This window comes from Cedecea sp. AS113, assembly GCF_037152415.1.
Classification (GTDB): domain Bacteria; phylum Pseudomonadota; class Gammaproteobacteria; order Enterobacterales; family Enterobacteriaceae; genus Cedecea.
The window spans coordinates 141,027-166,247 of record NZ_JBBCMI010000002.1 but is presented as its reverse complement, the minus strand read 5'-3'; the positions used below and the strand labels follow the sequence as shown (position 1 = coordinate 166,247).

Annotated in this window: 21 protein-coding genes and 1 pseudogene; 3 read left to right on the top strand and 19 right to left on the bottom strand. The window is 58.6% G+C overall.

Going from position 1 to position 25,221, the window contains the following annotated elements:
• The first annotated feature begins 182 nt into the window (after positions 1 to 182).
• Positions 183 to 1,394, top strand: coding sequence for an MFS transporter (locus WFN87_RS02925; RefSeq protein ID WP_336981092.1), 1,212 nt, complete (start codon positions 183 to 185; stop codon positions 1,392 to 1,394).
• 14 nt (positions 1,395 to 1,408) lie between these two features.
• Here the strand turns inward: WFN87_RS02925 and WFN87_RS02920 are convergent, their stop codons facing one another.
• The 15 genes and pseudogenes from WFN87_RS02920 to WFN87_RS02850 form a co-directional block, all read right to left on the bottom strand.
• Positions 1,409 to 1,849, bottom strand: a complete 441-nt coding sequence (locus WFN87_RS02920) for a GNAT family N-acetyltransferase (protein ID WP_442892747.1) — start codon at positions 1,847 to 1,849, stop codon at positions 1,409 to 1,411.
• A 39-nt stretch (positions 1,850 to 1,888) separates the two neighbouring features.
• Positions 1,889 to 2,587 (bottom strand): annotated as a pseudogene (locus tag WFN87_RS02915) (GNAT family N-acetyltransferase); the annotation flags it as partial.
• 94 nt (positions 2,588 to 2,681) lie between these two features.
• Complete coding sequence (urtE, locus tag WFN87_RS02910; protein WP_008459042.1) at positions 2,682 to 3,380, bottom strand: urea ABC transporter ATP-binding subunit UrtE; 699 nt, start codon at positions 3,378 to 3,380, stop codon at positions 2,682 to 2,684.
• A 9-nt stretch (positions 3,381 to 3,389) separates the two neighbouring features.
• A complete protein-coding gene (gene urtD / locus WFN87_RS02905) occupies positions 3,390 to 4,187 on the bottom strand; it encodes an urea ABC transporter ATP-binding protein UrtD (RefSeq protein WP_336981374.1) in 798 nt (265 codons plus the stop codon).
• A complete protein-coding gene (gene urtC, locus WFN87_RS02900; protein ID WP_008459046.1) occupies positions 4,187 to 5,260 on the bottom strand; it encodes an urea ABC transporter permease subunit UrtC in 1,074 nt (357 codons plus the stop codon). The genes urtD and urtC overlap by 1 nt, the downstream gene beginning before the upstream one ends.
• Entirely contained in the window at positions 5,260 to 6,831 is a 1,572-nt protein-coding gene (urtB, locus tag WFN87_RS02895; protein WP_336981089.1) for an urea ABC transporter permease subunit UrtB, read from the bottom strand. Before urtB ends, urtC begins: the two co-directional genes overlap by 1 nt.
• A gap of 184 nt (positions 6,832 to 7,015) precedes the next feature.
• Positions 7,016 to 8,287 (bottom strand): urea ABC transporter substrate-binding protein, encoded by a 1,272-nt coding sequence (urtA, locus tag WFN87_RS02890; protein WP_166992605.1) that lies wholly within the window; start codon positions 8,285 to 8,287, stop codon positions 7,016 to 7,018.
• A gap of 32 nt (positions 8,288 to 8,319) precedes the next feature.
• Positions 8,320 to 9,000 carry a GntR family transcriptional regulator gene (locus WFN87_RS02885; RefSeq protein WP_008459051.1) on the bottom strand — a complete coding sequence of 227 codons (681 nt, stop codon included), beginning with the start codon at positions 8,998 to 9,000 and terminating at the stop codon, positions 8,320 to 8,322.
• A gap of 4 nt (positions 9,001 to 9,004) precedes the next feature.
• Positions 9,005 to 12,625, bottom strand: coding sequence for an urea carboxylase (gene uca, locus WFN87_RS02880; protein ID WP_336981086.1), 3,621 nt, complete (start codon positions 12,623 to 12,625; stop codon positions 9,005 to 9,007).
• Positions 12,626 to 12,636: 11 nt separating this feature from the next.
• Entirely contained in the window at positions 12,637 to 14,433 is a 1,797-nt protein-coding gene (gene atzF / locus WFN87_RS02875; protein WP_336981084.1) for an allophanate hydrolase, read from the bottom strand.
• Positions 14,434 to 14,642: 209 nt separating this feature from the next.
• On the bottom strand, positions 14,643 to 15,515 hold the full coding sequence (locus WFN87_RS02870; protein ID WP_336981082.1) for an NAD(P)-dependent oxidoreductase: 873 nt from the start codon (positions 15,513 to 15,515) through the stop codon (positions 14,643 to 14,645).
• Positions 15,516 to 15,527: 12 nt separating this feature from the next.
• Positions 15,528 to 15,761, bottom strand: coding sequence for a DUF2526 family protein (locus WFN87_RS02865; RefSeq protein ID WP_008459060.1), 234 nt, complete (start codon positions 15,759 to 15,761; stop codon positions 15,528 to 15,530).
• A 130-nt stretch (positions 15,762 to 15,891) separates the two neighbouring features.
• Positions 15,892 to 17,490, bottom strand: coding sequence for an ABC transporter substrate-binding protein (locus tag WFN87_RS02860; RefSeq protein WP_336707033.1), 1,599 nt, complete (start codon positions 17,488 to 17,490; stop codon positions 15,892 to 15,894).
• 135 nt (positions 17,491 to 17,625) lie between these two features.
• Positions 17,626 to 18,345, bottom strand: a complete 720-nt coding sequence (locus WFN87_RS02855; protein WP_336981080.1) for a glutamine amidotransferase — start codon at positions 18,343 to 18,345, stop codon at positions 17,626 to 17,628.
• An 89-nt stretch (positions 18,346 to 18,434) separates the two neighbouring features.
• Positions 18,435 to 19,634 carry an MFS transporter gene (locus WFN87_RS02850; RefSeq protein ID WP_166992618.1) on the bottom strand — a complete coding sequence of 400 codons (1,200 nt, stop codon included), beginning with the start codon at positions 19,632 to 19,634 and terminating at the stop codon, positions 18,435 to 18,437.
• A gap of 90 nt (positions 19,635 to 19,724) precedes the next feature.
• Between WFN87_RS02850 and WFN87_RS02845 the strand changes: the two genes are divergently transcribed.
• Complete coding sequence (locus WFN87_RS02845) at positions 19,725 to 20,243, top strand: Lrp/AsnC family transcriptional regulator (protein WP_039293892.1); 519 nt, start codon at positions 19,725 to 19,727, stop codon at positions 20,241 to 20,243.
• Between the two features lie 2 nt (positions 20,244 to 20,245).
• On the opposite strand, the gene WFN87_RS02840 is transcribed toward WFN87_RS02845, so the two are convergent.
• The 4 genes from WFN87_RS02840 to WFN87_RS02825 form a co-directional block, all read right to left on the bottom strand.
• A complete protein-coding gene (locus WFN87_RS02840; RefSeq protein WP_166992624.1) occupies positions 20,246 to 21,307 on the bottom strand; it encodes a DUF2955 domain-containing protein in 1,062 nt (353 codons plus the stop codon).
• Positions 21,297 to 22,358 carry an HlyD family secretion protein gene (locus WFN87_RS02835; protein ID WP_336981077.1) on the bottom strand — a complete coding sequence of 354 codons (1,062 nt, stop codon included), beginning with the start codon at positions 22,356 to 22,358 and terminating at the stop codon, positions 21,297 to 21,299. Before WFN87_RS02835 ends, WFN87_RS02840 begins: the two co-directional genes overlap by 11 nt.
• 48 nt (positions 22,359 to 22,406) lie before the next feature.
• Positions 22,407 to 22,865 carry a MarR family winged helix-turn-helix transcriptional regulator gene (locus WFN87_RS02830; protein WP_166992629.1) on the bottom strand — a complete coding sequence of 153 codons (459 nt, stop codon included), beginning with the start codon at positions 22,863 to 22,865 and terminating at the stop codon, positions 22,407 to 22,409.
• Positions 22,866 to 23,012: 147 nt separating this feature from the next.
• Complete coding sequence (locus WFN87_RS02825) at positions 23,013 to 23,564, bottom strand: flavodoxin family protein (RefSeq protein WP_008459077.1); 552 nt, start codon at positions 23,562 to 23,564, stop codon at positions 23,013 to 23,015.
• Between the two features lie 279 nt (positions 23,565 to 23,843).
• Here WFN87_RS02825 and WFN87_RS02820 point away from each other — a divergent pair, with 279 nt between their 5' ends.
• Positions 23,844 to 25,220 carry an SrfA family protein gene (locus WFN87_RS02820; protein WP_336981074.1) on the top strand — a complete coding sequence of 459 codons (1,377 nt, stop codon included), beginning with the start codon at positions 23,844 to 23,846 and terminating at the stop codon, positions 25,218 to 25,220.
• The last annotated feature ends 1 nt before the right edge of the window (position 25,221 follow it).

Genomic DNA, 25,221 nt, shown 5'->3' with positions numbered 1-25,221 from the left:
ATTATCGATTTGTAAAAAAATAAACCTTATCCCCCTGAGTAAATAGATACAGATCCCACTTTTTGTCAGGAGTACAGATGTGATGTATCGTGCTTATGTCAGATCTGGTTGCTATACCAGGCTGATTTTTCGTGATAAATCTTTCTTGTTCTCTTACCTCACGATGACTAAAACAGGCCGCCATGACCGCCCTCAGAAATCCGTTTGCAGGCAAACAACTTGCAACAACTGTGTTACTTATTTCTTCGCTGCTGCTGACTATCGGGCGGGGTCTGACGCTGCCATTTATGACCATTTATCTTTCGCGCGAATACCAGATGGCGCTGACGGATATCGGCCTGGCGATTACCGTCGCGCTGGTGGCCGGGGTGATCTTCAGCCTGTGGTTTGGCATCCTTGCGGATAAATTTGATAAGAAAAAAGCGATGCTGCTGGCTATCGTCATCTTCCTCGGCGGTTTTGCGGTTATCCCGCTGGTACACAACGCCGGGCTGGTGGTGCTGTTTTACTCGATTATCAACTGCTCTTACACCGTGTTCTCCGTGGTGGTGAAAGCCTGGTTTTCCGAAACGCTGGACATCAGCCTGAAGCCCAAAATCTTCTCCCTCAACTACACCTTCGTCAACGTTGGCTGGACGGTTGGCCCGCCGATAGGCACCTTCGTAGTGATGTACAGCACCAATCTGCCGTTCTGGCTCTCCGCCATGACCGCTTTGCTGCCGATTCTGATGATTGCCCGTTACGTACAAAGCCAGCCGGTGAGCAGCCGCGCTACGGAAGTGGAAGACAAGGTGCTGCCGTCGCCGCGTATGATGCTGCGCGACAAACAGCTGATGTGGTTCACGACCTCGGCATTTTTAGGCTCGATGGTTTACGGCGCGTTCGCCGGCTGCCTGTCGCAATATGCGATTGTTATTGGCGATACCGGGCTGGCGGAAAAGGTGGTCAGCGTCGTGCTGTCGGTCAACACTATTGTGGTTGTCGCTTTCCAGTACTTCCTGGGTAAAAACATACGCCCCGATAACATCAAAAAGATGATGTTCTACGGCACGCTATTTTTCGTCTGCGGCCTCGGCGGCTTTATGATTTCTGGCACTAATCTGTGGCTGTGGGGCTTGTCTTCGCTGGTGTTTACCATTGGGGAGCTGATCTACGCGCCCGGGGAATACATGCTTGTCGACAACATCGCGCCGTCGGGGCTGAAATCAAGCTACTTTGCCGCCCAGCAACTCGGCTGGCTTGGTGGAGCCTGCAACCCGCTGGTCACCGGGCTGTTGTTGAGCTGGCTGCCGCCTTACATGCTGTTCGTGGTGCTGATGGCGACAATTGTACTGGCTTACTACGTCATCGTGATCGGCATGAATACGCCGCCCCGCCAGCCCATAACGGCCTGACGAGGCGCTCGTGATTACACGTCTTTTTCGTATTTGATAAAGCCGGATTTCTTCGCCACTTTGTCATACAGCGTCTGCGCAGTGGCGTTAGTTTCATGGGTATGCCAGTACAGGCGCGAACTGTTGTTGGCTGCAGCATGCTGACGTACCGCTTCAATCAGCGCCCGACCAACGCCTTTGCCCCTCGCCTGCGGCGTCGCAAACAGATCTTCCAGGTAGCAGTAGTTAGTTGCTGACCAGGTACTGCGGTGATAAAGGAAATGGGTGAAACCAAGCATAGTGCCCTGGTCGTCAAAAGCCCCGAATCCCCACAGCGGCTCCTGCGCATCCAGCATACGTTCCCAGGTCAAATCGGTGACACTGTCACTTATTTGGGCATCATAAAAGGTCAGATAGCCCTGCCAGAGCGCCTGCCACTGCGCCCGGTCGCCCGCCGTTAGCAGGCGGACATTCACCTGCCGAGCGGGTTCACTTTTCTGGCGGCTAAGTGCGTCGCGAATAGCCGCCAACCCAACACGCTGTACGCCGTGAGGCATATTGTCCGCGGCAAGCCAGCGTTCAAACGCGCTTTTCACCAGCGGCCACTCGCCATCGGTGATAGAGAACCACGCCGTATCGCGGGTACGCCCTTTGTAGATGCCCATCTGACGGAACACGCCTTCAAAACGGAAGCCCAGACGCAGCGCCGCGCGGCGAGATGGCCCGTTCAGGCTGTCGCACTTCCACTCATAGCGGCGGTAGCCCAGCGTTTCAAACGCATACTTCATCAGCAAAAAGTGGGCTTCCGTGGCCAGAGCGGTACGCTGCAGCAACGGCGAAAACACCACAAAGCCGACTTCAATACTGCCGTTCGCCGGGTCAAGGCGCATCAGCGACAGCGTGCCCAGCGCCTGGCCGCTGGCGGTATCCACCACGGCAAAATGAAAAGGATCGGCGCTTGTTTCTGCCCCGGCAATGTACTGCATAAAGTCGGCTTCGGTATCGAACGGTCCAACGCTGAGATAAGTCCAGCCTCGCGCATCTTCAGCCTGCCCCCAGGCCTGCCAAAGCTGCGCCCCGTGCCGAGCCGCACTTAATGGCTCGAGGCGGCAAAACTGTCCGTTTAACGTGACGCGTTCCGGCAGCGGGCGGCGCTGCCAGTCAGGAAGAGATAAGCCAATCGGCTGTTGGAAACTGTTGACGGTAAAAGACATGCTAACCTCTGGAATTCGATGGTGAATGTCGAAAACTATAGGCGCAAAGAGGTTCAGCCAAAAGTACCACAATCGGTATTTTTTGGCAGACCACTTATATCGCCACCAGCCCCCGGACGCCTTCCTGTTCCATGGCGCTGCCGTGCCCGCGCTGGACTATCTCCCCGCGCGACATCACCAGATACTGGTCCGCAAGCTCTGCGGCAAAATCGTAAAACTGTTCCACCAGCAGAATTGCCATATCCCCACGCCCGGCGAGGTGGCGAATCACCTGGCCAATCTCTTTGATGATCGACGGCTGGATCCCTTCCGTCGGTTCATCCAGAATCAGCAGCTGTGGCTTACAGGCCAGGGCGCGGCCAATCGCCAGCTGTTGCTGCTGCCCGCCGGAGAGATCGCCGCCCCGCCTGAGCTTCATCTCTTTTAGTACCGGAAAGAGCTGGTAAATCTCGTCCGGGACGGCCTTTGCCTCGCGCCCGGAAAAGCGCGACAGCCCCATCAGCAGGTTTTCTTCCACCGTCAGCCGCGGAAAGATTTCCCGCCCCTGCGGCACGTAGGCAATACCGGCCTGAACACGCTGGTGTGGTTTGCGCTGGGTGATGGTTTTCCCCTGCCAGCTAACGCTGCCGCCTTTCACCGGCACCAGCCCCATCAGGCTTTTCAGCAGCGTGGTTTTCCCCACGCCGTTACGCCCGAGCAGGCAGGTCACTTCCCCCACGCGTACCTCAAAACTGACGCCGCGCAGAATATGGCTGCCGCCGTAATACTGGTTAAGCTCATTCACCTGCAGCATATTTGCTCCTTAACGGCCAAGGTAGACCTCAATAACCTGCTCATTCGCCTGCACTTCGCGCAGGGAACCTTCCGCCAGCACCTGCCCCTGATGCAGCACGGTAACGTGGTCGGCAATGGTTTCCACAAACCCCATATCGTGCTCAACCACCATCAGCGAATGTTTCCCCGCCAGGCTGCGAAACAGCTCCGCCGTGTATTCGGTTTCGGCATCGGTCATGCCCGCCGCAGGCTCGTCCAGCAGCAGCAAATGCGGCTCCTGGACCAGTAACATGCCGATCTCGAGGAACTGCTTTTGCCCGTGGGACAACAGCCCGGCCCGGCGATGGCGCTCCCCGGTCAGCCGCAGCGTCACCAGCATGTCATCAATGCGGTCGCGCTGTTCACCGCTGAGTTTTGCCCGCAGGCTTGGCCATACCGACTTCTCGTTTTTCTGGGCGATCTCCAGGTTCTCGAAGACCGTCAGCGCCTCGAATACCGTGGGCTTTTGAAATTTACGGCCAATGCCCCGCCGGGCGATTTCAATGGGTTCCAGCCGCATCAGGTCGATGGACTGATCGTAAAAGGCCTTGCCGCTTTGGGGTTTGGTCTTGCCGGTGATCACGTCCATCAGCGTGGTTTTTCCCGCACCGTTCGGCCCAATCACGCAGCGCAGCTCCCCCACGCCGATGTTCAGCGACAGGTTGGTTAACGCCTGAAACCCATCGAAGTTAACGTTGATATTTTCCAGCGCCAGCACCGGGTCGGTCTGTTCGCGAAAGCGATCCGTGGCGTACTGGCGGGTAAACAGAGATTCGGCAGGCTGCATCATTTCTCTCCTTTGCGCAGCAGGCCAATCACCCCGCGCGGTAAAAACAGCGTCACCAGAATAAAAATCAGGCCAAGGAACAGCTGCCAGTACTCCGGCACCGCCATGGTGAAGTAGCTTTTCGCCCCGTTCACCAGCCCCGCGCCCAGCACCGGACCAATCAGCGTGCCGCGCCCGCCCAGCGCCACCCAGATAGCGGCCTCAATAGAGTTGGTCGGCGACATTTCGCCCGGGTTAATGATGCCCACCTGCGGCACGTACAGCGCCCCGGCCAGGCCGCACAGCACCGCAGAAAGCGTCCACACCAGCAGCTTGAAGCCCCGGGGATCGTACCCGCAGTACGTCAGGCGGTTTTCCGCATCGCGCACCGCCGTCAGAATGCGACCAAACTTGCTGCGCGCCAGCCAGAAGCCGAGGCCAATGCTCGCCACTAAAAGCAGCACGGTAGCGATAAACAGCCCGATACGCGTCCCGACCGCTGTAACGGGCATCCCCAGCAGAGTGGTGAAGCCGGTAAACCCGTTATTGCCGCCAAAGCCGGTTTCATTGCGGAAAAACAGCAGCATCCCCGCATAGGTCAACGCCTGCGTCATGATCGAGAAGTACACGCCCTTAATCTTTGAGCGAAAGGCGAAATAGCCGAACACAAACGCCAGCAGCCCCGGGGCCGCCATCGCCAGCAGCAGCGCCCAGGCGAAGTACTGTGTGCCGGACCAGTACCACGGCAGCTCGTTCCAGGAGAGAAACGACATAAAGCCGGGCAGCCCGTCACCGGCGGCCTGGCGCATCAGGTACATGCCCATGGCGTAGCCGCCGAGAGCGAAAAACAGACCGTGCCCGAGGGAAAGCAACCCGGCATAGCCCCAGACCAGATCCAGTGCCACCGCGACGATGGCATAACAAAGGATTTTGCCGATCAGCGTCAGGGTGTAGGTCGACAGGCTGAACGGATTACTGGCAGGCAACAGCGCCAGAAACGGCAGCGTCAGCAGCAAAACCACCAGCAGCATCCCCAACACCAAAGTCAGGCGCGGGGCTTTACGTCCGAGCGTTAAAGTCAGCGGCATACTCATCAGTCAATGACCCTCCCTTTGAGCGCAAACAGCCCCTGTGGCCGCTTCTGAATGAACAGTACAATCAGCACCAGAATCAAAATTTTGCCCAGCACCGCGCCGATTTGCGGTTCGAGGATCTTGTTGAAGATGCCCAACCCGAACGCCGCCGCCACGCTCCCGGCAAGCTGCCCGACGCCGCCCAGCACCACCACCAGGAAGGAGTCGATGATATAGCCCTGGCCGAGCTCGGGGCCGACGTTACCCAGCTGAGAAAGCGCCACGCCCCCCAACCCGGCAATGCCGGAGCCAAGCCCGAACGCGAGCATATCCACGCGCCCGGTCGAAACGCCGCAGCAGGCCGCCATCGCGCGGTTTTGCGTCACGGCTCGCACGTTCATGCCCAGCCGCGTTTTATTCAGCAGCAGCCAGGTAAACAGCAGCACCAGTAGCACAAAGCCCAGCACCACCAGGCGGTTCCACGGCAGGATCAGGTTCGGCAGCACCTGCAGCCCACCGGACAGCCAGGCCGGGTTAGCCACTTCCACGTTCTGCGCCCCAAACAGCATGCGCACGATCTGAATCAGCATCAGGCTGATACCCCATGTCGCCAGTAGCGTCTCCAGGGGGCGGCCATACAAATGGCGGATAATCGTGCGTTCAAGCGCCATGCCAATCCCGGCGGTGATCGCAAAAGCCACCGGCAGCGCAACCAGGGGATAAAGCGCCAGCCATGCCGGGGCAAACTGCTGGAAAGCAGCCTGAACGCCCCACGCCGAGTACGCGCCCAGCATCAGCATTTCGCCGTGCGCCATATTGATTACGCCCAGCAGGCCATAGGTGATCGCCAGCCCCAGCGCGGCAAGCAGCAAAATCGACCCCAGAGAAAGCCCCATAAACGCCTGGCCGAGAATATCCCCCAGCATCTGGCGGCGTTCGATTTGACGCAGCCCGTCAGCGGCGGCCTGCCGCACGTTGGCATCCGTCTCTGCGCCAGCATCGGTTAAAGGTTTGAGTAACGCTTCCGTGTCCGGGTCGGTGGACTTGCCGAGCAGCTTAACCGCCTCCAGGCGCACGGCGGCCTGCGGGCTGGCTAGCTCAAGGCGGGCGGCGGCCAGCGTCAGCGCATCACGCACGCTTTGCTCTTTTTCTGCGCTCATCCGCTTCTGTAAAACGGGCAGCAGCTCCGGCGGCGCCTCTTTCTGCAAAGCTTTCGCGGCGTTTAAACGAACGGTGACGTTGTCACTTATTAATTGATGGCTGGCCAGCGCTCCGGCGACCAAAACGCGCAGCCGGTTGGTCAGTCGGAGTTTTTTGGTTTCGCCCTGCGGCTGGGCTTCGTCGCCCAACGGCGTCAGCACGGCTCCGGTCTGGTTGAAAGCCGAATGCCCGTCGGTGACCAGCGTTTCCTGCTGCAGCGCATTGAGCAGCGGTAAACGAGCGGGATCGGGCGCCAGCGTCCAGCTTTGCAGCAGGTCAGCCTGCGCCGTGCGGTTTGCCGCCGCAAACGTTTCTGCATCCCCGGCGGCGGCTAGTCCCGGCAATATTGCGGCCACAACCAGCAGCAGCCGGGCCAGTGTTGCTAATGTCATGGCGTTCTCCTGAATGGTTTTACCCTGATGCCCCTCGGCCAGCCCCTCACCCTAACCCTCTCCCCAAAGGGGAGAGGGAATAAAAGATTTCCCCAGCTCCTTTTCAGAGAGGGCTTTCCCTCTTTCTCCCTCTCCCTTCCAGGGAGAGGGCCGGGGTGAGGGTTAATGCGCCGAAGGTCGAACATCAGTTGCTGGCAGTCTTCACCGGCAGATCCGATTTCTTATCATTCCCGGGAATAAACGGGCTCCACGGCTGGGCGCGCACCGGCTTATCCGTCTGCCACACCACGTTGAACTGGCCGTTGCTTTCGATCTCGCCGATCATCACCGGCTTGTGCAGATGGTGGTTGGTGGCGTCCATCGTCAGGGTAAAACCAGACGGCGCTTTAAAGGTCTGTCCGGCCATCGCCGCGCGGACTTTATCCACGTCAGTCGTCCCCGCTTTCTCTACGGCCTGCGCCCACATATGTATGCCGACGTAAGTCGCTTCCATCGGATCGTTAGTGACCACGGTATTGGCGTTCGGCAGGTTGTGGGCTTTGGCGTAGGCCTTCCACTCGCTGACAAACTGTTTGTTGGTCGGGTTATCGACGGACTCGAAGTAGTTCCAGGCCGCGAGGTTACCCACCAGCGGTTTAGTGTCGATGCCGCGCAGCTCTTCCTCACCCACGGAGAAGGCCACCACCGGCACGTCGGTCGCCTTCAGGCCCTGGTTCGCCAGCTCTTTGTAGAACGGTACGTTGGAGTCGCCGTTGATGGTGGAGATCACCGCCGTTTTACCGCCAGCGGAGAATTTTTTGATATTGGCCACGATGGTCTGGTAGTCGCTATGGCCAAACGGCGTGTAGACCTCTTCGATATCTTTGTCCTGGACGCCCTTAGAGTGCAGGAAGGCGCGCAGGATCTTGTTGGTAGTGCGCGGATAAACGTAGTCCGTGCCCAGCAGGAAGAAGCGTTTAGCCGCCCCGCCGTCTTCGCTCATCAGGTATTCCACCGCTGGGATCGCCTGCTGGTTAGGTGCCGCCCCGGTATAAAACACGTTCGGCGACATCTCTTCCCCTTCGTACTGCACAGGGTAGAACAGCAGGCCGTTCAACTCCTCAAAGACCGGCAGCACGGATTTACGCGACACGGACGTCCAGCAGCCAAAAACCACGGCCACTTTGTCCTGGCTCAGCAACTGGCGGGCTTTTTCAGCGAACAGCGGCCAGTTAGACGCCGGATCAACCACCACCGGCTCAAGTTTTTTCCCCAGCACGCCGCCCTTCGCATTAATGTCGTCGATGGTCATTAACGCCACGTCTTTCAGCGGCGTTTCTGAGATAGCCATGGTGCCCGACAGCGAGTGCATGATCCCGACTTTGATGGTGTCCGCCGCCTGGGCGGCGAAGGCCAACCCGAAGCTGACAAACGAAGCGGAAAGCGCGAAAGCTTTAACAAAGGTACGACGTTGCATAAGTCTGACTCCCCTGAAGAAACAATAAGTGATTAGCTCAGCTTGAATTGCCGGGCCTGGTGCAGCATATGAAGCGTTATCTGACGAACCTCTTTCTGACTGGCGGCGATATGGTCGTGTAGTCGGGTTTGGGCCTCCTCAAGGTTACGGTCCCGGACGGCGAGCAGGATCTGCCCATGCTCGGCATACGTCGCGCTGACGCGCGGCTGACGAGTAAAGTCCAACCTGCGCACAATGCGAATTTTTTCGGTGATCTCCCGGTGAACCCTCGCCATTTCAGGGTTGCCCGCCGCAGAGACCAGCGTCATATGAAAAGCCTCGTCGTGCGGCGCGACGTTCATTCCCTCAGCCAGCGGTGGTTCATCCAGCCAGAACTGTTTCAGCGCCTGCAGCGACAGCGGGAAAACGGAGTCTGCCCGCAGGCAAAGGCGCTTCACCGCCTCCAGCTCCAGAACGATACGCAGATCGTAAAGCGCTTCGAGATGATCGAAATCCACGGCGCGGATCTGCCAGCCGCTGCGGGGCTGTACATCGACATAGCCTTCCTGCTGCAGGGCATAAAGCGCCTGGCGAACCGGCGTGCGGCTGGCGCTCATGCGCTCCGCAATTTCGTTTTCGCTAAAGCGGTCCCCCGGCAGCAGCAGGAAGTCGAAAATTTCCTTTTTGAGCTGCTGGTAGATGCGCTCGGCTACGGCTTCTGGTCGCTTTGGCATAGTGCTACACCGCCTCCAGCCACAGCAGCGCATCCCCTGGCCCCACTGGTCGGCCCTGCTGGCACTGGATCCGCACCACCTTGCCGTCGCACGGGGCGCTAACCAGCAGCTCCATCTTCATCGCCTCAACGACGAGCAGCGGCTCGCCCTGCTTCACGCTTTGCCCCGGCTCAACCAGAATCTTCCAGATATTGCCGTTCAGGTCGGCGCTGACGAGCTGCCCGGCCTGCTCTTCCTCCGGCAGATCCGCCGCCATCAGCGCGCTCTCCACCGCCGCGCTTTCCTGCTCTTTCCAGTGCGCCACTTCGCTCAGGAAAGCCGCCTGCTGACGGCTGCGGAAATTGGCAATATCGTCGGCGTTGTCCGCAAGAAAACGGCTATATTCGGCAAAATCGAACTCAACTTCTTCGATCTCAATCTGCGCACGCCCTTCCCGGAACGCCGTGCGAAACGCAGTTAACGCTTCCTCGCTTACCGGGTAGAAACGCACCTGATCGAAGAACTTGAGCAGCCACGGCTCGTCGCCAAACTGGTCGTTTTTGAGAAATTTGTTCCAGATGGGCAGCGTGCGGCCCACCAGCTGATAGCCCCCCGGCGAATCCATGCCGTAGATGCACATATACATCCCGCCGATCCCTACCGTGCCTTCTGCCGTCCACGTCCGCGCCGGGTTGTACTTCGAACTCAACAGCCGGTGACGCGGGTCGAGCGGCACGGCGCAAGGTGCGCCGAGATACACGTCTCCCAGGCCGAGCACCAGATAGCTGGCGTCAAACAGGATCTGCTTCACCTCGTCGCGGCTTTGCAGCCCGTTGGTGCGCTGAATAAAGTCCACGTTGTTCGGCAGCCACGGCGCGTCTTCCCGCACCGTTTGCTGATAACGCTCCACCGCCGCCAGCGTGGCGCTGTCTTCGAAGGCCAGCGGTAAATGCACGATGCGTGAAGGAATTTTCAGCTGGGTCACATCGCCCAGCTGTTGCTCAATGCCCAGCAGCAGCGTGAGCAGCTGGCTCTGGGAAATACGCTGGCTGTCATAGCGGATCTGCAGCGAACGCACGCCGGGGGAAAGCTCCTCAATGCCCGCCTGCGCCGCCTGGGTAATCGCCTTCATCAGCAGATAAATGCGCAGCCGCAGCGCCAGGTCGAGCACGTTATCGCCGTATTCAATCAGCACATAGTTGTCGCCTGCCTGACGGTAAACCACAGCCGGAAGCTCAGCCTGAGCGGGGATTTCCGCCAGAATCGCCGCACTGGTCGTCGCGCCTGGCGCAATAGAAGGATGCAGATCCGGCAGGCTTGTGCCGGCACACAGATTGGTCACCGCCACCTGCTGGGCAATTTCCAGCGACTGCGCGTGCTCAAAGCCGATGGCGTGAAAGCGAATCCGGTCGCCCGGCTTCACCTGCCCGACTTTCCACAGTTCGGCTTTGGCAATCGTCACCGGGCAGACAAATCCCCCGAGGCTTGGGCCATCGCGCGTCAGGATCACCGGGAAGTCACCGGTAAAGTTCACCGCACCGATAGCATATTCGCAGTCGTGCACGTTGGAAGGATGCAGCCCCGCTTCGCCGCCGTCGGCCCTGGTCCACTCCGGCTTCGGCCCGACAAGGCGCACACCGAGGCGGTTAGAGTTGTAGTGAACCTGCCACTCGGCGTTGAAAAAGGTGTCCATCGACTCCGGCGTGAAGAAGTCTGGTGCGCCGTGCGGCCCGTACAGCACGCCTATCTCCCACAGCTCGCCATAGTGCGGGATCAGCGCCGGTTCCGGGGCCTGCGGCAGGCTAATCGGCGCCGGCGTCGTGCAGGCCGGCAGGCAAGGCTGAGAAATAGCCAGCACATCGGCCACCCGCAGCGTGCGCCCGGCGTGGCCGCCAAACTGACCAAGGGCAAAAGTGGAACGACTGCCGAGATACACCGGCACGTCAAAACCGTTACGCACCGCCAGATAGGTACGACACCCGCTGGTCGCCCTGCCCAGCGTCAGGATCTGCCCGGCTTTCACTACTGTGGGCTGCCAGAAAGTCACCGGCTGATCATCCAGCGTGGCCGGACAAGGAGCCCCGGTCAGCGCGATGATGGCCTCGCTGTGGAAGCGCAGCGTCGGCCCCTGCAGGGTAAATTCCAGCCCGGCGGCCGACGGATGGTTGCCGACAATACGGTTCGCCAGACGGAAGGCAAAATCATCCATCGGCCCGGACGGCGGCACGCCGATATCCCAATATCCAAGGCGGCCAGGGCTGTCCTGAATGCTGCTCCAGGTGCCCGGCTCCAGCACTTCCACGGCCTGCGCCCGATAGCTCACGCTATCCAGCAGCCGCGTCCACATTACGCCAGCTTTGAACTCCGGCAGGCGGACGATCTGGCGCAGATAATCCAGATTGGTGGCGATCCCGTGCAGGCGGGTAGCGGCCAGCGCCTCGTTCAGTTTACTTAACGCCTGCAGGCGGTCATCGCCGTGAACGATGATCTTGGCGATCATCGGATCGTAGAACGCGCTGACTTCGCTGCCGGTGCTGACCCAGCCGTCAACCCGCACGCCCTCAGGAAAATAAACATCGGTTAATACGCCCGGCGAAGGCTGGAAGTTTTTCAGCGCGTCCTCGGCATAAATGCGGACTTCAATCGCCGCCCCCTGAGGCGCTTCGACCATTTTTTGCCAGTCCGGCGATGCGCCTGCCGCCACCCGCACCATGCATTCGATCAGATCCAGCCCCGTGACGCATTCGGTTACCGGGTGTTCAACCTGCAGGCGCGTGTTCACCTCCAGGAAGTAAAATGCATCCCGCGCTGCGTCGTAGATAAACTCCACGGTTCCCGCACTGCGGTAATCAACGGATTCACCCAGCGCCACGGCGGCACGGTGCAGCGCTTCACGCGTGCTCTGCGGCAGATTTGGAGCGGGCGTTTCCTCGACCACTTTTTGGTTGCGGCGCTGCAGCGAGCAATCACGCTCCCCCAAGGCAACCACCTTGCCTCTGCCATCGCCAAAGATCTGCACTTCCAGGTGCCGCGCTTTATCAATAAAACGTTCGATAAACACGCCGTCGTCGCTGAAAAACTGCGCGCCCATACGCTTCACGCTTTCCCAGGCCTCAAGCAGCGCCGGTTCGCTGTCGCAGCGGGTCAGGCCGATCCCGCCCCCGCCCGCCGTGGTTTTGAGCATCACCGGATAGCCGATTTCCGCTGCCGCCAGCTGCGCCTCAGCAAGGGATGTCAGCAGCCCGGTGCCCGGCGTCATCGGCACATCTACGCCGGAGGCCAGCTCGCGGGCGCGGTGTTTCAGGCCAAAATCGCTGATTTGCTGCGCCGTTGGCCCGATAAAAACAACGCCTGCCGCTTCACAAGCCTCGGCAAATTCCGCGCGTTCGGAAAGGAATCCGTAACCGGGGAAAATCGCCTCCGCGCCGCTCTCTTTTGCCGCCGCCAGTATTTTTTCGATATTCAGATAAGTGTCGCTGGCTTTATCTCCGCCGAGCGCTATCGCCTCATCGGCATCAATCACGTGCTGCGCGCTGGCATCCGCATCGGAATAAACGGCCACGCTGGTGATGTGCATTTTCTTCAGCGTGCGAATGGCGCGGCAGGCAATTTCACCGCGGTTGGCAATCAAAACCTTGCTAAACATAATCCTTCTCCTCAAGCGCCTGGTTGACGAGCAAGCCAGGCTTTCCAGCCGCCCCATGGGGTAATGTCCGTAGCGCCTTCTGTCGCGCACGGTTCACAAATGAAGCCCTTCACCCTGCGCCCGTCCTGCAGGGTCAACGTGCCGATCCCCAACGGGGCGGGAATTTCGGCAACAAACTCGCCAAAGCGCGCGAGCGGGATATCCCACAGCTCAACGGCGATTGGCTGCCCTTCGGCGGCGCGCACCAGGCCCGGCTTCGGCGGCTTAGTATTCGCCAGGGCGTAAAGGCGATAGGTTTCTGCAGTGTGGGTTGCTTCTACAAAGACGGCGTTACGGTCGGTTAGCTGGTGGTTAAGCGGCATCCCACGCAGATGAGCCCCCACAACAGCGACGCGCACGAAGCTGCTGGCAGGTGCCATGGTCTGCTGGTCGGGCACTTTCTGGGACGTTGCTCCGGCGGGCAGATCAAGTCGCGCCTGCCACTGCGCACCAAAATGGCTGAGCGCGGCATCATGCCAGGCGGGTGCGATCAGCGTTATTCCTGCTGGCAGACCATCGGCCCGGAAATCCGCCGGAAGCGCCAGCGCGCTCAGGTCAGCCAGGTTGGTGAAGTTGGTGTAGGTGCCAAACTGCGAGTTATAGGCCACCGGCTCGTCGCGCATTTCAGCCAGCGTGTGAATCGTCGGCGACGTCGGCACCACAAGGGCATCAAATGCGGCAAGCTGCCGCTGAATACGGCGGGCAAGCTCGGCGCGGGTATATTCCGCCTGCCAGGCATCGCAGGCCGTGAAGCCCAGCCCGCTGGCGACGATCCCGCGTACGGTAGGATCCATGGCGTCAGGATGCTTTTCGAGGGTCTCTCTCACCGCAACGGTTCGCTCGGCCACCCACGCGCCGTTATACAGCTGCTCGGCCAGCCGGGTGAAATCGCTGAAATCTATCGCCACCAGATCCGCACCCATCGCCATTAACCTGTCCAGCGCCAGCTGAAAGGCCTCTTCGCTGAGTTTGTCGCCGAAGAAGGTCAGGCGGTCTGGAATGGCAAAGCGCAAGCGCGGGCTAAAGCGAGCCGGGGCGGTGTGAGGGTTGCTTCGGGAGTAGGGATCGAGCGGATCGTACCCACCTGCTACGTTGGCGACGAGGGCCGCATCCGCCGCCGAGTGGGCGAAGACAGAAACGCAGTCGTTGAGGCGGCAGGCCGGAACTACGCCCGTCGTCGATAGCCAGCCTTTGGTCGGTTTTAAGCCAACGATGTTATTGAACCCGGCGGGTACGCGCCCGGAGCCTGCGGTGTCCGTTCCCAGTGAGAAGCCAACCAAACCGCGCGCCACCACCGATGCGGAGCCTGAACTCGAACCCCCGCTGACGTAGTCCGGGTTGAAGCTGTTCACCACCGCGCCATACGGCGAGCGGGTGCCAACCAGGCCGGTCGCAAACTGATCGAGGTTAGTTTTGCCCACCACAATGGCTCCGGCGGCGCGAAGGCGTGCAATCACCGTGGCATCATCAGCGGGATGATAAGTAAACACCGGGCAGGCGGCGCTGGTTGGCATCCCGGCCACGTCTATATTGTCTTTGACCGCAAACGGCACGCCAAATAAGGGGAAATCCGCCGGTGTTTTGTCTCCGGCCTTAATGACCTGCAATAAAGCCTTTATTTGCTCATTAATTTGCTGTTCGCTGGCGATATAAATCCACGCATTATCCTGGCGTGAAATATTGGCCATTAATTGCTGATAAGCGTCTGACAACCTTTCCGGCTGAGGCTGGTAATCGGCTACCCACTGCGACAATAAAGCGACTGACATAAGCTGGCATCCCACCTGGTATACAAGATGGAATAGATAAAGCAATTACGATGCCAGATTATATTACTTGTTTATTATCAATGACTTCATATTAAGAAATAAGATTTTATTATATTTAAAGCACCGCGACGGGGCGTTATTTTAGTGCGGGTGAATATTTAGAGGGATATATCTGGCGACGAAAGTAATATCCTCGCCGCCAGATAAGGTTATTTCCCGCTGCGGCGCGCGGAAACGGTGGCTAATGCCGCCCAGTCAAGATGTTCATCGCCGTGGGCCAGCGCATCGAGGTAGTTATCCCGCAACACGCCCGCAAAACCCATTGGCACATTTTTATTTTCCGCCGCCTGCTGCGCCAGGCGCACGTCTTTCAGCCCCAGCTTCATGGTGAACCCGGCCGGGCTGTAGCGTGATTCGGCGATCATCGCGCCATAGTTTTTATACGCTGGCGCGGCAAACAGCGTGCTGGTCAGCATACCGAGGAAATCCCCGGCGGCCACATCATAGGCCCCCACCAACGCAGAAGATTCCCCCATCGCTTCGATGGCGCTGGCGAGCATAAAGTTAGCCGCCAGCTTCACCGCGGCAGCCTGCTCTGGCCTGTCGCCAAAGCGCCAGGTTTTTTGCCCCAGCACATCGAAGATCGGCTGCACGCTGTCCAGCAGCGCCGCTGGCCCGGCGGTAAGAATGTTGAGATTGCCTGCGGCGGCAACGTCCACACGCCCCAGTACCGGCGCGGCAATATACCGATGCCCGGTTGCGCTGGCTTTTTCCGCCATCTCATTGGTAAACGCGACGGAAACCGTGGCCATGTTGATCCAGATTGTGCCCTGCGGCAGTGCTTCCAGCGCGCCCTGCTCAATTACCACGCGGCGGCTGGTGTCGTCGTCGGCCAGCATAGTGATCAACACTTCGCTGTCGGTGAAAGCGGCTGGCGTGGCGTGTATGGTCGCCCCTTTCGCTTTTAAGGCTTCAGCCGGTGCCTGAGAGCGGTTCCAGACGGCAACCTGATGCCCGGCTTTCAGTAGGTTTTCGGCCATTGGCTGGCCCATACCGCCCAGCCCGATAAATCCAATACGCATAATAACTCCCGGCTAGAGAATGGTGCCGCTGCGGGTCAACTGCTCGCGGCGTTCTTCGGCTTCTTCTGTGTGGTGATTGCCTTTGTGGGCAATGGCGATACGCAGCCGCTGCTGCTGGGCGTAGCGGTCTTCCCGCGTGAGCGCTGCGTCGTCGCTGAGTTCAATCAGTAGTTCGTTCATCGGAATGATGATGTCTTTGGCAATGGCGTCGTCTACGCGGCTGATAACGTCTGCGAGATGGGTCATGGCATGTTCCTTATCATGTGTTGCCCCTCACCCTAACCCTCTCCCCTGCGGGGAGAGGGGATAAAAACACCGACGTCCGCATTCCCCCTCTCCCTTCCAGGGAGAGGGCCGGGGTGAGGGTTAATAAAATTTAATCCAGCTTCGCTTTGGAGAAATCACTCCCGGCGAGGCTAACGGTATAACCGCTCACGTTGCTGCGGGTCGCATAGAAGGTTTTACCGTTCGCCAGCGCGATCCACGGCGCCTGCTGATAGTAAATTTCCTGCGCCTGGACGTAGAGCTTCGCGCGGGCGGCCGGGTCGCTGGTCAGCTTCGCTTTCTGTACCAGTGAATCGTAGCTTTTGTCACACCAGCGGGCGACGTTCGAGCCGCTGGCAACGCTGCCGCAGCCCAGCAGGGTATCGGCAAAGTTATCCGGGTCGCCGTTGTCGGACATCCAGCCAAACAGCGCCGAGGAGTGTTCCCCTTTCCGCATCCCGGACAGGTATTCGCCCCATTCGAAGGTGACTATTTTGGCTTTCACGCCCACTTTCGCCCAGTCACTCTGGATCATCTCCGCAATGCGCCGCGAGTTCGGGTTGTACGGCCGCTGCACCGGCATAGACCACAGATCGGTATCAAAGCCCTTCTCCATCCCGGCCTGCTTCAGCAAGGCTTTGGCTTTTTCTGGGTCGTACCCGTAGTCTTTCAGATCCTTGTCGTAGCCCAGCATGGTTGGCGGGATCGGCGATTTAGCTACCGAGCCGGATCCCATAAAGATGGCGTTGACGATGGCTTTTTTGTCCACCGCATAGTTCAGCGCCTGGCGCACCAGCGCGTTATCGAACGGCTTCTTGCTGGTGTTGAACGCCAGGTAACCGACGTTCAGGCCATCAATGCTGTGCAGCGCCAGGTTTTTGTCCGCTTTAATGGCGTCGAACTGTACCGGGCTTGGTGCAGGGATAATCTGGCATTCATTTTTCTGCAGCTTCGCCAGCCGGGTTTGTACGTTCGGGGTGATGGAGAAGATCAGGTGTTTGGTCGGGACTTCGCCTTTCCAGTAATTCGGGTTGGCGACGTAGCGAATCACGGAATCCACTTTGTAGTCCTGCAGCGCGTAAGGCCCGGTGCCGATCGGGTTGTTGTCCACCCGCTCCGGCATACCGGCTTTCAGCATCGCATCCGCGTACTCCGCAGACAAAATAGAGGCAAAGTCCATGCCCCAGTCGGCGAGAAACGCCGCATTCGGCTCGCTCAGGGTAAACTGGACGTGATAGTCATCCAGCTTTTTAACGTCCACGATGAGCTTGTCGAGGCCGACGTCGTTGAAGTATTCGTAGTTCGCCTGCGACACCTTGTGATACGGGTTATTGGCGTCTTTCTGGCGCATGACCGAGAACACCACGTCGTCGGCGTTGAAGTCACGCGTTGGCTTAAAGAATTTGTTGCTGTTGAACTTCACGCCCTTGCGCAGGGTGAAGGTATAGGTTTTACCGTCGGGACTGATTTTCCATTCCGTCGCCAGCGACGGCACCGGCGTGTTGTCGGTCAGGCTGAAATCAATCAGGCGGTTGTAGAGGGTTTGCGAACTGGCAACAAAGCTTGGGCCAGAGCTGGCAATTTGTGGGTTAAAGGATTCAGGAGAGGCTTCGGAGCAGTAAACCAGCGTGCTGTTGGCTGCCGCCATCGCGCTTCCTGCCGGGAGGAGCGCACTCAGCAGCAGGCCGAGCAGTGTTTTCCCTTTAGACATAGTGTTTGCCTTTTATTTGCTTGCCAAATGGTTGAGCTACTTATTATTTCTCACAGTAATAACAGCACAGCCCTTAGCGACAAGCAAATGACAAACCCTTCCTTTCTATACAATTGTGGCGGTTAAGGCGGGCGTTCAGACCGAAGGCAAAACAAAACGCTGCAAAATTGCTCTGGCCCCGGGCGTAGCGCTGACATCGTTCGACAATGTCTGTTTATTTTCTTGCCGTAACGATGCCTGCTCGCTTCGGCTGGCGAGAATTTTGTTCATCACCGTGGCGGTGAATTCCGGGTGAAACTGCACCGACAGCGCATTGGGCGTGTAGCGGATGATTTGGTGAGGATCGTGGGCCGATGACGCAAGACAAACGGCCCCGGGCGGCAGCGCCAGGACGCTCTGCGCATGGCTTAAAAAGACCGGGAACGACTCAGGCAGATGACTCAGCGCCGGATCGTCTCGCCCTGCCTCTGTCAGTGCCACCGGCAGTTGCCCGACCTCACTGCCCTGCGGGTGATAATCCACTTTCCCGCCGAGCGCGTAAGCCATCAATTGATGCCCGTAGCAGACGCCAAATAGCGGCGTACCGGCGGCAACAACGGTTTTAACCCATTCCGCCGTGCGCTCGCTCCACGCTTCATGCTCCGTCACCATCGACCATGAACCCGAAATCACCGCCGCCTGAAAGCTTTTTGGCGCGGGCAAAGGCTCGCCCAGAAACGGCCTGACGATGTTAAGTTCGACATCCGGGTACTTTAGCGCCTGCGCAAACCAGGCCGGCTGATCCCCTACGGCTTGCTGAATTTCCTCGGGGGGCCGCCCCATTTGCACCAACAAAACCGGCAATCTTTGACTCATATTTCGGACCTCTGCAGCCATATAATGGCTTCAGAATTAGCACAGGCAACCCGGCTTGTCTTAGATAAAAAAGCGATAACGTAGAAGCTTTAGCCCACAACCTTCACGCCCTGCCCGGCAAAATCACGCCACAGGCAGGTCAGCACCGCAATGACCATCAGCGCCAGGGAAAGCAGCGAAATCGTAGTAAAGCCGTGCTCGGTATAAAGCGGCCCGTAGCTACTGCTGCCGGCAAACACAGCCAGGTAAGTCACGGCGCTGTTCAATCCCATCAATGTGCCGCGCCTGGCCGGGTCGATGGCCGTCAGGCGCTGAATCAGTAAGTTCACCCCCAGGTGGTTCACCAGGCCAAGCACAAACAGCAGGCAGATAACCCCCACGAGCGAACCGCCAAGCATCGCCAGGCCCAGGTAAACAAAGGCTGCCACCAAAAGCACCAGCGGCATCAGGCGTTTAGGGCCAAACCGGTCCACCATCCCGCTGAGCAAAGCGGCACAGCCGAATCCCGCCCCATAGGCAATCGCCACCCCGCCGTTGGCCGTCACCGGCAGGCCGAGATCCTGATGAAGATGATCGCCCAGATAAGCATAAATCCCGTAAAACGCCGTCATAAACGCCCCGCACACCACCAGCAACGACTTGATGCCTGGCAGCCCCAGGGCAGACAGCGGTGAAGGCGCGATGCCCGCCGCCGGGCGATCCTGCATGTTCAACCTGACGAGCGCGATCAGCGCCAGGGCCGCCAGACAGCTCACGGACACATACACCGCGCGCCAGCTGAACAACTCGGTCAGCACCACGGAAAACGACACGCCGGCGATCATGCTCAGCGTCCAGCCGGTCAGCACCTTGCCGATGGTCCGGCTTTCACGCCCCGGCTCCGCAATGGCGGCCGCGCTGGCATAAATCGCGGGCAGCGCGATACCGGAAGCCATCCCGGCAATCAGCTGAGCAGCAATAAATACCGCCACGGAAGGCGAAGCCGCGCAAAGCAGCAGCGCCGCGCCCAGCAGCAGCATGGTGAATTTGAGCATCCGCGCCGAGCCGACTAAGTCGATCAAACGAGCCAGAAAAAGTGCGCTCGCCGCCGTGCCCAGGCCAAAAGCCGCCGCGGCCATCATCACCGTCGGCACTCCCGCGTCTATAGACGATGCCACTGCCGGCGCAATAGGCCCCAGCACCATTGAGTTGGCACCGATAACGCCGACGCAGCCGGTCAGCACATACACGGCTTTGGCGGGAGACAGAGACGGCTCTGGATGAAGTTCCAGACACTGGCTGTTTTTCATTTTTCTTCCTGACAAGGATTAAACTTGACTTACATTCGATAAAAACCAATTTTATCCGAATGAAATTCAGCGTCATTAGTCAGGGGCAATATGAAAAAAGAAACAGACAGTATTAAGCAGAACGGTGCGGCAGAGCGAACTCTCGATGCCGCCGACCGAAGAATATTAGGCGCGCTGGTGGAGGACGCGACCATCAGCTACGCCGAACTCGGCGAAAAGGTCGCCCTTTCCGCCCCGGCGGTACACGAAAGAGTCAAACGCCTGAAGCGCTCTGGGGTGATCCAGCAGACGGCGGCCTTGCTCGACCCAAAGGCCATCAGCAAATCCCTGCTGGCCTTCGTGCACATTGATACCAAAGGCTGGGGAAAAACGCCGGATCTGCTGCGAATTTCCGCCTACCCGGAAGTGGAAGAGATCCATTCCGTCGCCGGGGACACGTCCATGCTGTTGAAGGTCCGCACCGAGGATTCAAGGGCGCTTGAGGCCCTGCTGGCGCATCTGTATGAGATTAACGGCGTGGTGGCGACCAGGACGTATATCGTGTTGTCCACCTATCTTGAGCGCCCTGTCCAGCCGGGCATTACCCGCGACTGGCCGGAACAGGACTAACGTCATTTCACGATATAGCGCGTTGAGGCAAAGTTATTCAGTATCTTATGGATAATAAAGGTCACGGCCAGGGTGCCGACAATCGCCACCGACACCGATGAAATACGGTACAGCGCGCTAAAAACGATATCCTGATTAGGGTGCATGTATTGCCCGAACATCAGCGCCAGCGTGGTCAGAATAGAAAAGCCCACGCCCGGCCCGACCTTCTCAAACACGTGAATTCGCGCGGCCAGCAGCAGGCCGAGGCTAATCAGCGGCATCAGCAGGATCAGGTGACGGCTGAAATCATAGATCACCAGCTGCACCAGAATCGCGTAAAGACACCCGGCAATCACCCCAACAATGCGCCACCAGGACGAAAGGATCGCCCCGCGAAAATGCATGGGGAACAGGGCAAAAATGCCCGCCATCAGCGCGGCCAGGGAGTCATTCAGCGTGTAGACCTGGAACACGGTGAATAAGAGAGTCGCCGTTAACGAGGCGAGCAGTGTTTCATGCATCACCCGTGGCCCGTCCTTTTGAATCGCAGGCGGCGGCTTACGCGGCTCTACGTCCGGCAGCAAATAACAGCTAAGCGCCGACAGCCCCACCGCCAAAAGGCTGCCAATGATGTTAGAAAACATCAGGTCGCTCATGTCGGTGGTCGGGTAGCTCAGGAAATTAGCCATCACGCTTAAACAGACCACGCCCATCGAGCCAAACAGAAAGAGCGGCCCCCGGCTCATCAGGTAGAAGCGCGTCATGTACATCAGGAACACAATCAGCGTCATTGGCAGCGGGTAATTCGCCAGCACCGCAAACAGCAGCGTCATTTCCACACAGTTCAGCAGCGCGTTAGCGATCATCTGCCGGGCAATATGGCCGTTAAAAATGGGCACCAGCCCGGTGAGCATGATGGGGTAAACCACGTAGAACACCCCGTACTGCGTGTTAACCCAGCTGTAGACAAACATCCCCACGCAACCCGCCATGACGATGCGCAGCATATGGCGGAAATCATTGCCGCTGAACGGCGTCGGTGCATTGCGTTTCAGCGGGCCAAGAATAAATTTAATAAACATAATGCAGGTAGCTCACCAGCCTGATTTGCATCCCGCCGATAAACGACGCGAAAGCGGAAGGCGAATTGTAAAGCTGCACCGTGGCCCGTGCGCCAGCCGGCAGATCTGGCGTTTTCCCGTCTTCAAGCAGCAAATGAATACGCATGCGCTGCGCGTCCCTCACCCAGCGGTTTGACGTTTCCGGTGCGGAAAGCTGCCCGTTGATAGCCTGCTGCCCCGGCAAAACCCCCGCATCTTTGCTGGTGACTCTGGCTTTGAAAACCTGCCCCGGCAGCCCGTCGAATACTATATCCGCCGTTGTTTCTGGGCGGGTTTTACTCAGGCTTTTCTCACGGAAGTCGGCCACGATATCGAGCTTGTCGTTAACCAGCGCCAGCGCGGGGGATCCCGCCCCGGCATACCAGCCCTCTTTCAGCTGTAAATTGCTGATAATGCCGTCGCTGCTGGCAACCACGCGGGTGTAATCCAGATTGAGCCGGGCGTCGTTCAGCAGGTTACGGTATTTTTGCAGCGTGACGTTTTGATCCCCGCGTTCCCCGCGCGAAATCACCAGCTGTGCCAGCGCGGCCTGGAGGTTGTTGACGTTTTGCACCGCGCTTTGCCAGCGCGTAAAAGCCCCGTCCAGATCCTGTTTAGAAATCAGGTTACCGCTGCTAAGTCCGTTAAACCGGTGATAGCTGCGCCCGGCGTTGTCGGCATCCAGCTGGGCGGCTTTAATTTTTGCCCGCGCGGCACTGATTTGGGCGTCAATTTGCTGGTTGTCGAGAATCGCCTGCTGATAAGCAATTTCCGCGCGTTCGAGCTGATTCTGGTAAGGCTTATTGTCGATGTCGAACAGCACATCCCCTTTCTTCACCACGCTGTTGTTGCTGACGTAGATATGCGTCACGTAGCCCGATACGCGTGATGAAACCGGGGTCACCACGCGCATCACGGTGGAGTCCGGGGTTTGCGGCACCCAGATGTCGGCGGCCAGAAAATAGCAAAACATCGCGGCAAACAGCGCCAGCGTGATTTTTACCCAGCGGGTAAATCGTTGTTCAGGGGTCATAACTACTCGCTAAATGAGAAACACGCCGGGAGACCAGGCGTGAAAGAACTATCGAATTTTGATCATGTTGGCGGCCAGCAGGTTTACCGTCTGGCTGAACTGTTCTATTTGCTGCGCCGGAATGCCCTGTGCAACCTGGGCCTGGCACCGCTCCACCGTTTCACTTACCGCCTTAATTGCTTTTTGGCCCGCAGGCGTGAGGGAGATAAATTTCACCCGTCTGTCTTTTTCGTCCGGCGTGCGGGTGACATAGCCCTCTTTTTCCAGCTGTGCCAGCGTGCGCGTCAGGGGCGGCAGGTCGATGCCCTGCGCCCGGGCCAGATCCGTGACGGTGATTTTTTCCCCCGCCACGCTGAGCTGCATCAGCGTCGTCCAGCTGCTTTGGGTCAGGCCGGTAAACGCCACGGCATCATCCACGATGCCACGCCACAGGCGCACCAGCATCGCCAGGCGCATCCCCAGCGGGCGATCGGGAAAATCGACAATGTCGTATTTATCGTCATGCATCGGGTAATCCCCATGTAAATAGTCACCATGATAATTATCATGATAAGTATTTATTTGGTGAATACAACTGACAATAACCAGGGGTAATTACTGAGGAAGTGGCAAAGACAAAAGCGCCCGCAGGCGCTTTAGAAAAGAAAGGATTTTTTAGCTCAGGCGGGCAGCAATATCCGCCACGCGTGCGCCGTATTTGACGGCGGTGTCCAGGTCGCCCTGGGCAATTTGTTCGGCGCCTGCGTCAGACGGAGACTGCACCAGCAGCCCGACCGAGCCGCCCAGGTTGTTCGCGTCTTCGCGGGTTGCCGCCAGGGTATTCGAAGGCAACTGGCCCAGGCTCACCCAAATGCCGCCGTGCTGAGAGGCCAGCGTTTGCATCCACTGCAGGCTCACCTGCTTGTCGCCGTTCAGGCTGGCGCTATTGGTGAAACCGCCGAACACTTTGTCCTGCCAGCCACGGGTGAACCACACTTTGGAGGAAGCATCGGCAAACTTTTTGAACTGCCACGGCACGTTGCCCATGTAGGTCGGCGCCCCAAAGATGATCCCTTTGGCGTCGTTCAGTTTTTGCCAGTCTGCTTCCTGAATATCGCCATTGCTGTCCACGGCGACGAGGTCGGCGTTTGCCCCTTGTGCAACATGCTCTGCCACACGTTTGGTGTGACCGTATCCGGAAAAGTAAATAACAACGATTTTAGCCATAATTTTTCTCGACATGGTTAGAGGGAAAGCCCCGGCCAGAAGGCCGCAAAATAGGGGTTCATCGTGTCTGTCTTTTTCTTTCTAGTCAAGAAGTTACCTGCCAGTAAGTGACTTACTTCCGGGTAAGTATCGCCGGCTTCACACCGCCCCATTTTGTCTAATAGCCAGATAATTTACCCATTTTGCCGTCTCTTCTGCCGTTTGACTTAGGGCCGCTTCGTTAAACTGTAAAGCGTGAAGATGGCTCTCGGGTGAGCCGTTAACAGCAGGATTGATGACGTGGCAAAAACATTATTGCGCAGCGGATGCCTGGATGACTTTCTCGCGCTGGGCGAAAACGGTCAGGCAGTGTTTGATTCCGCGTTTCAAATACGCGAAACATTACGCCTTCGTAAACAGCAGGCCGTCGCCGACGCGCTGGCCATTCCCCAGCCCAACGACGAAGGCGACCGCGTCGACTGGTATGCGCCTCAGGAAGGCAGCGTCACCAGCTGGGCCGCCGCCAGCGACGAAGAACGCCGCACCGCCCTTCGCTATCTGGATAATTGCTTATCCAACGTCGCCTCGCTCAGCGCGCGCTGCCAGCAGGCGGAGAAAACCTCGATTCGCCTCTTTGGCGCACTGCTGGAAAAAGCTCTGCAGTTCCCCGGCAGCCAGCACGTCTACCTGGTGAACGGCAAGCCGGTGATCACCTTCTGGGGGTTCGTGAATCTTAACCAGGGCACACGGGACGATGTGCTGGAGTGCCTGCGGGTGGTGGAATCGCGCGAGCCTGAAATTGCGTTTATCCCTGAAGAAACGATGCCGGAGCCAGAGCCACTGCCGGTAGAAATTAGCGAGCCAGAAAAGCCGCTGCTTGAAGCCCCGATGGCGGTTCAGGTGGATGATGATTCTCCAGTTTATAGCCTCACCGCAGTGAAAAAAGCCGCAGTCGAAGAAGAAAAACCGGCCCCGAGCCCGGAACCTGTCGCCGTAGCCGCGAAACCGCGTCGCCGCTGGCTGCTGCCGGTCGCCGCCGTGATTGCCGTCGCCATTGCGGCCCCGGTGGGTTATCTGCTGCTTAGCGGGAGCCAGACCGCGCCGGTGGCAACCGCCCAGGCCGAAGTCCCGCCTAAACCTATTGCGCCAGCGCCAATACAGGCCGTCGATGTGGCCAAAACTACCCTGCCGCTGACGCCAGCCGAAGTTGTGGTGCCGCCTAAGCCTGAGCCAGCGCCGGTTGCCGCGCCGGAAGAAAATCCTGAGCCAATTACCGTTGCCGCAGACGTGCCGAAAAATGCGTTAATTCTACCGGCAGAAGCCGTGAAAATTGGCTCCACTAAATTCCTCAACGGCACCTGGCGAGCACAGATCGATTTCAGTGACCCGATCACCGGTAAAGCGCCAAGCCTGCGCTACCAGATAGCCAACAACAAAGGCACGGTGCGCCTGGTGCACGGCGATAACATTGTCTGTAAAGCCGAGGTGTTTTCCGGCCTGCATCAAAATGGCGCGCTGATGATTAAAACCCGCGGCAGCGCGCGCTGCGGTGACGGCAGCCGCTACCCGATGCCGGAAGTGACCTGTAAAACCGGCAGCAACGGCGCCGCCGTTTGCACCGGCCGCTATGAAGGCGACAAAGTCATACCGATCACCTTCCGAAAAGTGAGTAACTGAT

Coding starts and splice junctions, on each gene's coding strand:
- atzF (WP_336981084.1), bottom strand. CDS start 14,433: ATGTCAGTCGCTTTATTGTCGCAGTGGGTAGCCGATTACCAGCCTCAG.
- WFN87_RS02845 (WP_039293892.1), top strand. CDS start 19,725: ATGAAAAAAGAAACAGACAGTATTAAGCAGAACGGTGCGGCAGAGCGA.
- WFN87_RS02855 (WP_336981080.1), bottom strand. CDS start 18,345: ATGAGTCAAAGATTGCCGGTTTTGTTGGTGCAAATGGGGCGGCCCCCC.
- urtA (WP_166992605.1), bottom strand. CDS start 8,287: ATGCAACGTCGTACCTTTGTTAAAGCTTTCGCGCTTTCCGCTTCGTTT.
- WFN87_RS02835 (WP_336981077.1), bottom strand. CDS start 22,358: ATGACCCCTGAACAACGATTTACCCGCTGGGTAAAAATCACGCTGGCG.
- WFN87_RS02825 (WP_008459077.1), bottom strand. CDS start 23,564: ATGGCTAAAATCGTTGTTATTTACTTTTCCGGATACGGTCACACCAAA.
- WFN87_RS02925 (WP_336981092.1), top strand. CDS start 183: ATGACCGCCCTCAGAAATCCGTTTGCAGGCAAACAACTTGCAACAACT.
- WFN87_RS02870 (WP_336981082.1), bottom strand. CDS start 15,515: ATGCGTATTGGATTTATCGGGCTGGGCGGTATGGGCCAGCCAATGGCC.
- WFN87_RS02885 (WP_008459051.1), bottom strand. CDS start 9,000: ATGCCAAAGCGACCAGAAGCCGTAGCCGAGCGCATCTACCAGCAGCTC.
- uca (WP_336981086.1), bottom strand. CDS start 12,625: ATGTTTAGCAAGGTTTTGATTGCCAACCGCGGTGAAATTGCCTGCCGC.
- WFN87_RS02850 (WP_166992618.1), bottom strand. CDS start 19,634: ATGAAAAACAGCCAGTGTCTGGAACTTCATCCAGAGCCGTCTCTGTCT.
- urtD (WP_336981374.1), bottom strand. CDS start 4,187: ATGCAGCCTGCCGAATCTCTGTTTACCCGCCAGTACGCCACGGATCGC.
- WFN87_RS02840 (WP_166992624.1), bottom strand. CDS start 21,307: ATGTTTATTAAATTTATTCTTGGCCCGCTGAAACGCAATGCACCGACG.
- WFN87_RS02865 (WP_008459060.1), bottom strand. CDS start 15,761: ATGACCCATCTCGCAGACGTTATCAGCCGCGTAGACGACGCCATTGCC.
- urtE (WP_008459042.1), bottom strand. CDS start 3,380: ATGCTGCAGGTGAATGAGCTTAACCAGTATTACGGCGGCAGCCATATT.
- urtB (WP_336981089.1), bottom strand. CDS start 6,831: ATGACATTAGCAACACTGGCCCGGCTGCTGCTGGTTGTGGCCGCAATA.
- WFN87_RS02830 (WP_166992629.1), bottom strand. CDS start 22,865: ATGCATGACGATAAATACGACATTGTCGATTTTCCCGATCGCCCGCTG.
- urtC (WP_008459046.1), bottom strand. CDS start 5,260: ATGAGTATGCCGCTGACTTTAACGCTCGGACGTAAAGCCCCGCGCCTG.
- WFN87_RS02860 (WP_336707033.1), bottom strand. CDS start 17,490: ATGTCTAAAGGGAAAACACTGCTCGGCCTGCTGCTGAGTGCGCTCCTC.